This window comes from Helicobacter apodemus (genome assembly GCF_000765745.2).
GTDB lineage: Bacteria > Campylobacterota > Campylobacteria > Campylobacterales > Helicobacteraceae > Helicobacter_D > Helicobacter_D apodemus.
In genome coordinates, this window is record NZ_JRPC02000017.1 from 42,527 (window position 1) to 50,522 (window position 7,996).

At 33.9% G+C, this 7,996-nt stretch carries 6 protein-coding genes; 5 read left to right on the forward strand and 1 reads right to left on the reverse strand.

From position 1 onward, the window contains the following. Window positions 1-73: 73 nt before the first annotated feature. The gene (locus LS72_RS07190) at window positions 74-1,495 is read right to left on the reverse strand and encodes a major outer membrane protein (protein ID WP_034554500.1); all 1,422 of its coding nucleotides are present in this window, start codon (window positions 1,493-1,495) and stop codon (window positions 74-76) included. Window positions 1,496-1,695: 200 nt separating this feature from the next. Between LS72_RS07190 and LS72_RS07195 the strand changes: the two genes are divergently transcribed. The 5 genes from LS72_RS07195 to LS72_RS07215 all read left to right on the forward strand — a co-directional run bounded on the left by LS72_RS07195 (window position 1,696) and on the right by LS72_RS07215 (window position 7,564). Next, a complete protein-coding gene (locus tag LS72_RS07195) occupies window positions 1,696-2,349 on the forward strand; it encodes a UPF0323 family lipoprotein (RefSeq protein ID WP_034554501.1) in 654 nt (217 codons plus the stop codon). A 3-nt stretch (window positions 2,350-2,352) separates the two neighbouring features. Further along, a complete protein-coding gene (locus LS72_RS07200) occupies window positions 2,353-3,525 on the forward strand; it encodes a glutathionylspermidine synthase family protein (RefSeq protein ID WP_034554503.1) in 1,173 nt (390 codons plus the stop codon). Between the two features lie 230 nt (window positions 3,526-3,755). After that, complete coding sequence (locus tag LS72_RS07205) at window positions 3,756-5,318, forward strand: glycerol-3-phosphate dehydrogenase/oxidase (protein ID WP_034554504.1); 1,563 nt, start codon at window positions 3,756-3,758, stop codon at window positions 5,316-5,318. A gap of 1 nt (window position 5,319) precedes the next feature. Continuing rightward, a complete protein-coding gene (gene glpK, locus LS72_RS07210; RefSeq protein ID WP_034554505.1) occupies window positions 5,320-6,825 on the forward strand; it encodes a glycerol kinase GlpK in 1,506 nt (501 codons plus the stop codon). Window position 6,826: 1 nt separating this feature from the next. Then, a complete protein-coding gene (locus LS72_RS07215) occupies window positions 6,827-7,564 on the forward strand; it encodes an MIP/aquaporin family protein (protein ID WP_034554506.1) in 738 nt (245 codons plus the stop codon). Window positions 7,565-7,996 lie beyond the last annotated feature (432 nt).

Sequence of the window (7,996 nt, forward strand, 5' to 3'; positions counted from 1 at the left end):
TTTTATGAAGAATGAAGAAAAATTCAAAGATTTCTTAAATATGTGTAAAGCTAGAGAATCCTCTAGCTTAAGATTAGAAGAGGTATTTAACTTCAACCCTTAATTCGTTAAATTTCTCTTTATTGGTAGAATTAGCAGCACTAGCATCTCCTACAGAGGATCTAATACTTCTTTGTGCTTTTGATTGTAAGAAAGAATAATAAGAGGAGATTGTCAGTGATTTAGAATATTGCCAAGTGAGATTTGGGCTAATTTCATAGAAGCTAACATTTCCAGAACTTTTAGCATTTGATAAGCCTCTTGTAAGCTTATTTTTTCCTTGAACATAATCAATACCGATATTGAGATTGTCTAAAATATCATGATTAAGGTTTGCATAAAATGCACTAAGCTTATTTTTCTCATATCCTTTAGGCATTGCTCCACCACCCACATTAAACATAGAGATATTTACTCCTGTAGCGGGGTTTGAAAACCAAAGTTGTCCTGCTTTTAAAAACCCTCCTTCATTGTCTAAAGAAACCGCATAACCATCTTGAGTATTACCCCAATAGCCTACATTAAGAGCGACAGGAACATTAAAATCACTAAAGTCTAATCCTGCACCAAGTGTATAAAGGTCATTAGCAGTTTTAGGCTTATAATTCCACATAGTTTCAGTATTGGTGCTAAGAGGTCCTGAATTATCTAATTTGCTATAAGCATATTGTCCTGTTAAAGATACCATATTATTATCCCAAGTTAATTCACCAAACCCGATAAAATCTGCAATATCTTGGATATAATAGAGCCATAATTGAGTGCTGAAGTTTCCGATGCTTGTATCATAGTTGCTTAAAGCAGCGAGTGTATAGTAAGGTTTAGCTACAGAACCGCCATCACCATTTGGCACACCATCATCTAAACTCCAAGAATCAAAAGCTCCTGCTGCGAAACTCCAGTTATCAATATCAGAATTTGTGATAAATACTCCTGTTCCTCTATCATCAGAATCATTAAGTGGAGTTAATAAAGGCATTTTACCTAATTTGAATGTCGTAGAAGTGGTATCTGGGGTAATAGTTGCGGTAAATTCACGCACACCAAATTGACCATCACTTCCAGCACCTAGACCACTGCCTATAAATCCATTTGAAGTTGAAGTATTATTGTTTATATCACCACTTGTGCCTTTTCCGTGATTAACATTATTAGAACCCCCATAATAAACACCAAGATTCATAGAGATGTTGTTAATAACAGGAGTTTTAAAGAGTGCTTCGGCTCTCCATTCGTGTTTAGCGCTACCCTTACTTGCACCACCTTGACCTCGAATACTTGCTGAATCATCTTTGGTGTATCTTTGATTTTTATATCTATCATCTGTATAACGATAACGCAACATACCGCTAACATCAATACCCTTGATAGCTTCTTCTAAAGGTTGAGCTGAACTTATAGTTGATAAACCAGCAAGTGCAACGCATGTTGCTAAACTAAGCTTTATAAATTTCATTTTATTCCTTTCTTTTTAAAGTTTGAGTGCATTTTTGGTCACAAAACCATACTTTGGAGTATATTTAAGCTCAACTTAAATAAAAATTAAAAAGTTTAATATAGACTTAGATTTTTTAGGATTTATAGAGTTTAAGGGTTAAAAAGGTATAATCGCAACTATTTAATTCTACATACAATATTTGGATTTTAGGAGCTGGAATGAAGAAGTATTTAAGAAAAATATCTGATCCCAAAGTTGTTGGTATTTTTAGTAAAAGTGGCTTAGGACTAGCTGCTGTGCTCATTATTGTGGGTTGTAATAACAATATTGGTGAGAATGTGGGTGGTAAAGTAAAAGAAGCGGTTAAAAATGGTGCAACCGTAATGATAGAGCAACAAAGCGATGGAAGTTATAAAATATTAGAGGAATATCCAAGTAGCACGACTCGAATAATTTTAAAGGAAGCAAATGGTAATGAGAGGATTTTAACTCAAGAAGAAGTGGATACGCTCATCGCTGAAGAATCTAAAAAGATTGATTCTGGAACTTCACAGCTTACCAATCCAACAGGTGGTGGATTATCCTTAGGGGAGACGATTTTAGCAAGTGCTGCTGGAGCAATTTTGGGGAGTTGGATAGGTAGCAAACTTTTTAATAATCAAAATTTTCAATCCCAACAAAGAAGCTCTTATAAATCACCACAAGCCTATGAACGCTCACAAAGCTCGTTTAATAAGGGAGCTACCGCAGGGACAAGAGCGGGGACAAATGCCGGAAAAAGTGGGTTTTATGCTCCTAATAACACAGGTGGGCAAAATAGAAATAATGTTTCAAGCGGTTCTTCTGCGGGTTCAAGCAGTTTTGGGGGGTAACCTATGGAGATTTTAAAAGTTAATCCTTTAAGTCCAAAAGATTTAGAAGAGCTTGGGCTTAGTTGGCATATGGATACTGACAATACTTCTTATGTTAGTGATGAAATTATAGAGGTTACAGAACAGGAAGCACAAGATTATTATAATGCTACTAATGAACTCTATGATATGTATATTGAAGCGGGGCAATATGTAATTGATAATCGTTTGTTTTTTGAGCTTGGAATCCCCTTTAATCTCATAGAAGCTATTGAGATGAGTTGGGCAGAGGAAGTGCATTGGCATTTGTATGGTCGTTTTGATTTAGCTGGTGGAATTGATGGGAAACCTATTAAGTTACTTGAGTTTAACGCAGATACCCCGACGATGGTTTATGAAAGTGCGATTATTCAATGGGCGATGTTGAAAAAAAATGGATTTGATGAATCCTTGCAGTTTAATAATCTCTATGAGGCTTTAGGTGATAACTTTAAACGTATGATTACTTTAGGAGATGATATTTCTAATTTTGGTGCAATTTATGAGGGTTGGAAGATACTTTTTTCTAGCATACAAGGGAGTGAGGAAGAAGAAAACACGGTGAGATTGCTTGAAGTGATTGCTAAGGAAGCAGGATTTAAGACTGATTTTTGTTACGCTCACGAAGCACATTTAGATGAGAGTTTAGGTTTAAGTTATGCAGAAGAGAATTTTGAATTTTGGTTTAAGCTTATTCCTTGGGAGAGCATTGCTACTGATGAACCAGAAATGGCGACTTTAATAACTGCAATGATACGCAATAAAAATACAATCTTTTTAAATCCTGCTTATACATTGATGTTTCAAAGCAAGAGAATGCTAAAGATACTATGGGATTTATTCCCTAATCATCCGCTTTTACTAGAAACTTCTTTTGAGCCTTTAGCTAATAAAAAGCAGGTTAAAAAACACGCTTTTGGTAGGGAGGGGGAGAGTGTGAGTATCCTTGATAATGCGGGGAATGCTTTAATAGTAAAAGAGGGAAATTATGGGAATTATCCAGAAGTTTATCAAGAATTTGTGGATTTAAATACCTATAATAATAGTTTCTACCAAGCAAATGTCTTTTATGCTTATGAAGCTTGTGCGTTAGGATTTAGAAAAGGAGGGGAGATTTTAGATAATCTATCAAAATTCGTCTCCCATAAAATCAAATAAGCTATAAAAATTAAGATAATAATTATTGAGTTTATACTCATTGCTCTATAGATTTTACAAGATTCTTTGGTATGGATATTTAATAGGTCTTGGATTATTTGTAACATTTTGTAGAATATTGCGTTTAATGTTTTAATTTTATTGGGATAGTGTGGCGAGTTTGTGTTAGAATCTGCAAAGATTTAATTTTTTCAAATGCTTTTGTTAATCCATTAATAAAGATAGCTGTAATGAAACGTTTAGAGCAGATTCTAAGGATCAAAAAAGAACAATTATGGAATGTCGTTATCGTTGGAGGAGGGGCAACAGGGTTGGGTATAGCGGTTGATTGTGCAACTCGTGGCTATAAAACTTTGTTATTAGAGAGATCTGATTTTGCAAAATCGACTTCTAGTCGCTCTACAAAATTATTACATGGGGGTGTAAGATATCTTGCTCAAGGCAATATTCCTTTAGTTTATGAAGCACTACACGAGAGAAGTCTATTAATACGCAATGCGCCACATTTATGCAAACCACAAGCTTTTGTTATCCCTACTACAAGTATTTTTAGTGCTTTTTATTATACTATAGGGCTTAGTATCTATGATTATATGGCAGGAAGATTAAGCTTAGGCAAAACGCGCTACCTCAATAGAGAAGAAGTTAGAAAGAGTTTAAGTGGGATAAAAGACTTAAAAATGCAAGCGGGAGTTTGTTATTATGATGGGCAGTTTGATGATGCTAGATTGGGTTTGAGTCTAGCTAGAACTGCGGTTGAAAATCAAGCTTGTTTGATAAATTATATGCGAGTTAATCAATTATTGAAAAACAAAGAGGGAAAAATTTGTGGTGTTGAGATTGAGGATGTTTTAGAGCCTTCTTTTAAGCAACAAATCTATTCTCAATGTGTTATTAATGCAACTGGAGTTTTTAGCAATGAGATTAATCAAATGGATAAAGATGATAGCTTAAGTCTGGTGATAAGCCAAGGAATCCATTTGGTTTTTGATGCGAAGATTTTACCTAATGATAATGCTTTGATAGTCCCAAAAACTTCCGATGGGAGGGTATTGTTTGCTATTCCGTGGCATCATAAATTAATTGTTGGAACAACAGATACCCAAATCCAAAATGTTGCCTATGAACCTCTGCCTTTAGAAGAAGAGATAGATTTTCTTTTAAAAACACTTAATGAATACACTACTAGAAAAGTTAATAGAGAAGATATTTTGTCTATTTTTGTTGGCTTACGTCCATTGATAAAACAAAAGAATAAAGCTAGTAAGAATGTGTCAAGAAGCCATAAAATCCACATTTCTGAAAGTCAATTAATCTCTATTAATGGTGGTAAATGGACGACTTATAGAAAAATGGCAGAAGAAACGATAGATTTTGCTATTGCAAAGAAATTATTACCTTATCAACCTTGCATAACTAAAGAGCTTCCTTTATATGGTTATTTAAATAATAGAGATTTTAAGGATAGACTCTGTGTCTATGGCAGTGATTATAGGGCTATTTTAGAATTAGAGCAAAAAGAAGCACAATTAGCCCAAAAAATCCACCCCAATTATCCTTATACTTATGCGCAAGTCTTGTGGGCTTTAGAATATGAAATGGCAGAAACTTTAGAGGATGTATTATCCCGTAGAATCCGCTTATTATTTCTTGATGCAAAGGCTTCTAATGAAATAGCTAAAGAGGTTGGAATATTTATTGGTAAATATAAAAACTGGAGCAAAAAGAGATTAGAAAAAGAGATTGAAGATTTCAAAAATTTAACCAAACAATATTGTATTAAAGGAGTTTAGTGTGAAAAAATATATTATGGCTTTAGACCAAGGAACAACTTCATCAAGAGCTATTATTTTTGATAAAGAGGGCAAAATTATTGCTAATGCGCAAAAAACTTTTACGCAATATTTTCCTCATTTGGGTTGGGTGGAACATGATGCAAAGGAAATATGGAGTTCCCAAATTTCTACTCTTACTGAAGCTTTAGCAAAATCTAATCTTAATGCTACAGATATTGCAGCTATTGGCATAACCAATCAAAGAGAAACAACTATTATTTGGGATAAAACAACAGGGGAACCTATTGCTAAAGCTATCGTTTGGCAAGATCGTAGAACCGCTGATTATTGTGAGAATCTGAAAAAAGATTATTCTAAAATAATATACTCTAAGACAGGTTTAATTATTGACGCTTATTTTTCAGCGACAAAAATAAAATGGCTTTTAGATAATATCCCAAATGCTAGGAAAAAAGCTAATAATGGAGAATTATGCTTTGGAACGGTAGATACGTGGATAATTTATAATCTTACACGTGGTAAAGTGCATATTACAGATCCTAGTAATGCCAGTAGAACAATGCTTTATAATATCCATACTTTAGATTGGGATGATGAATTATTAGAATTATTTGATATTCCTTTATCGATTTTACCAAGAGTAAAATCCTCTAGTGAAATCTATGGATATACTGCAACGCGTTGGGTAGATAATGAAATTGCAATAGCGGGAATTGCAGGAGATCAACAGGCTGCTCTGTTTGGGCAAATGTGTATAGATAAAGGTATGATAAAAAATACTTATGGCACAGGATGTTTTTTATTGATGAATACAGGAGAGAAGCCTGTTGAGAGTAAAAATAATCTCTTAACAACCATTGCGTGGCAAATTGATGGAAAGACCACTTACGCTTTAGAAGGTGGCGTATTTGTCGGTGGTGCAGCTATTCAATGGCTAAGAGATGGTGCTAAAATGATACGCACCTCTTCAGATATTGATGCCTTAGCCGCAAATGTTGAAGATAATGGCGGAGTTTATTTTGTTCCTGCTTTAACTGGACTTGGTGCACCTTATTGGGATCAATATGCTCGCGGAACCTTTTTTGGGATTAGTAGAGGGACGACAGATGGGCATATGGCTCGTGCTGTTTTAGAAGGCATTGCCTTTCAAGTCTATGATATTGTTAAAGAAATGGAAGCTGATGCCAATAGTGTTTGCCAAGAAATTAGAGTTGATGGAGGAGCGAGCCAAAGTCAATATTTAATGCAGATTCAATCAGATATTTTTAACTTTAATATAGTGCGCCCAAAAATAATTGAGACAACTGCTTTAGGAGCAGCTTATTTAGCAGGATTAGCGGTGGGATATTTCAAAAGTATTGATGAGATTAAATCGCAATGGCATATAGATACTTTATTTTCACCAAAATTAGACAAAAAACAAGTTAATAAGATGTTATATTATTGGCAGAAAGCTGTAAAAAGCTCCTTGCATTGGCTAGAACAAGACGATAAAGATTTTTGAAATGAGTATTTTTATGGCAGAGCTTTTAGGTACGGCTTTAATGATACTCTTAGGTAATGGAGTAGTAGCGACTTGTTGTTTGAAAAACACTAAACATGATAAAAATGGGAATTGGATGATAATAACTACTGCGTGGGCTTTTGCAGTATTTGTAGGGGTTATTGTTGCTGGACCAATAAGTGGTGCACATCTTAATCCTGTTGTAACGATAACTTTCGCGCTAACAAATGCTGTTGCTTGGAAATTAGTGCCACAATATCTCATGGGAGAATTTATTGGTGCTATGGTAGGAGCTTTTTTGGTTTGGATAGTTTATAAAGATCATTTCAAAATTACAGAAGATGAAAGTGCTAAGAGAGCTTGTTTTTGCACTGAACCTGCAATTCGTAATTATGTATCTAATTTTATTAGTGAATTTACTGCTACTTTCGTTTTGATTTTTACGATTTTACATATTACAGGTGCTAATATTCATTTAACAATTGATCCAAATGCTAATATAGGGCTTGGTTCTATAGGTGCTTTACCTGTGGCTATTTTAGTTTGGGTATTAGGTCTTTCTTTGGGTTCTACGACAGGTTATGCTATGAATCCTGCTAGAGATTTAGGACCTAGGATAGTGTTATTTTTGCTACCACTTAAAGTAAAGATAGATTGGAAATACTCTTGGATTCCTATTTTAGCTCCATTATGTGGTGGAGTTGTAGCAACATTTTTGCATATGTTTTTAAGTTCATGATACTTAGCATCTAAGTTTGCTTATGAAAATGTATAGCCTAAAATTTAGGATGTATTTGAAACTTGAAATAGGAGAGAAAAGGGTAGAATTTAGATATTTTACAAACCAAAAAGGTTAAATAACAATAAGCAATAAGACACTAAGAAAACTAAAGCCTTAAATAAAGAAACTAAGAGACTAAGAAACAAATAAACTAAAACATATAAAGAGATATAAAGAATAGATAACAAACTTAAAAGCTTTAAAAGCATAAACAAAAACCAATAACCCCACTAAAGCTTTCTTATATACAACAAAAGAAAGCTTGATTGAAACTAAATAAAACCCTTAAAAGATAAAGTAAGTAATACTAACTAAAAGTAAGTAAAAGCACTAAGCTTTATTGACTCTTAATCATTATCTTTTTAATTCTAAGAGGAGATTAAGAAATCT

What these genes read in the sequence shown, in the direction of transcription:
- LS72_RS07190 (WP_034554500.1), bottom strand. Translation starts at nt 1,495, where the DNA reads ATGAAATTTATAAAGCTTAGTTTAGCAACATGCGTTGCACTTGCTGGT.
- LS72_RS07195 (WP_034554501.1), top strand. Translation starts at nt 1,696, where the DNA reads ATGAAGAAGTATTTAAGAAAAATATCTGATCCCAAAGTTGTTGGTATT.
- LS72_RS07200 (WP_034554503.1), top strand. Translation starts at nt 2,353, where the DNA reads ATGGAGATTTTAAAAGTTAATCCTTTAAGTCCAAAAGATTTAGAAGAG.
- LS72_RS07205 (WP_034554504.1), top strand. Translation starts at nt 3,756, where the DNA reads ATGAAACGTTTAGAGCAGATTCTAAGGATCAAAAAAGAACAATTATGG.
- LS72_RS07215 (WP_034554506.1), top strand. Translation starts at nt 6,827, where the DNA reads ATGAGTATTTTTATGGCAGAGCTTTTAGGTACGGCTTTAATGATACTC.